Origin of the sequence: Mesorhizobium sp. M7A.F.Ca.US.014.04.1.1 (genome assembly GCF_003998745.1) — a bacterium.
Classification (GTDB): domain Bacteria; phylum Pseudomonadota; class Alphaproteobacteria; order Rhizobiales; family Rhizobiaceae; genus Mesorhizobium; species Mesorhizobium ciceri.
In genome coordinates, this window is sequence record NZ_RZRW01001174.1 from 1 (window position 1) to 911 (window position 911).

The 911-nt window shown below is 61.9% G+C and carries 1 protein-coding gene and 1 pseudogene; both read left to right on the forward strand.

Going from position 1 to position 911, the window contains the following annotated elements:
- Nucleotides 1-153: pseudogene (locus tag EOA22_RS39400) on the forward strand (8-amino-7-oxononanoate synthase); the annotation flags it as partial.
- Nucleotides 150-785: a dethiobiotin synthase gene (gene bioD, locus EOA22_RS35370; RefSeq protein WP_127390702.1), complete on the forward strand. Its 636-nt coding sequence runs from the start codon at nt 150-152 to the stop codon at nt 783-785. The pseudogene EOA22_RS39400 and the gene bioD, both read left to right, overlap by 4 nt.
- The last annotated feature ends 126 nt before the right edge of the window (nt 786-911 follow it).

Below are 911 nucleotides of genomic sequence, written 5' to 3' on the forward strand. Positions count from 1 at the left end.
CTGCAGGCCCGCGGCTGCGACATACGCGGCATTCGCCCGCCGACAGTGCCTGAGGGTACGTCGCGCCTGCGCATTTCGCTGACTCTCAACGTCGACGAAGCCGACATTTCCGCCATGGTCGAGGCTCTCGTCGGAGTGTTGGCCACAGCATGACCAAACGCATCGTCGTCACCGGAACAGACACTGGAATTGGCAAGACAGTGTTTTCGGCCGGACTTGCCGGGCTGCTCGACGGCTTCTACTGGAAGCCGGTGCAATCGGGCCTCAACGAGGAGACCGACAGCGAGGTCGTCGCCCGGCTTTCCGGCTTGCCCGACGGACGCGTGCTGCCCGAAGTCTATCGACTGACGATGCCGCTGTCGCCGCATCGATCAGCCGAAATCGACGGCGTCGCGATCGAGGCCGACGATCTTTCATTTCCGGTCCTGCCGACACCGCTCGTCATCGAATGCGCCGGCGGGCTGATGGTGCCGCTCAATCGACAGACAAGGTTCATTGACATATTCGAACAATGGCGGCTGCCGGTCATACTGTGCGCCCGCACCGCGCTTGGCACCATCAATCATACGCTGTTGTCGATCGAGGCCCTGAGAGCCCGCTCCATCCCGCTCATCGGCATTGCCTTCATTGGCGAAGAGGTGGCCGATACACAAAGGACAATCGTGGAATTCGGCGGCGTGCCGCAGCTGGGCAGGCTGCCGCACCTCGGTCCGCTGACGGGTGAAACGTTGAGAGATGCAATGATTTCCGGCTTCGACCTGGCCATGATTGCCGGAGGCGACTGATGGCGGAGTCTCGAGTCTGGCATCCGTTCACGCAGCACGCGCTAGAGCCCTCGCTCCCTGAAATCGTGCTGACTGAAGGCGCCTATCTCCACAAGGCCGACGGCTTCCGCATCCTCGATGCGATTT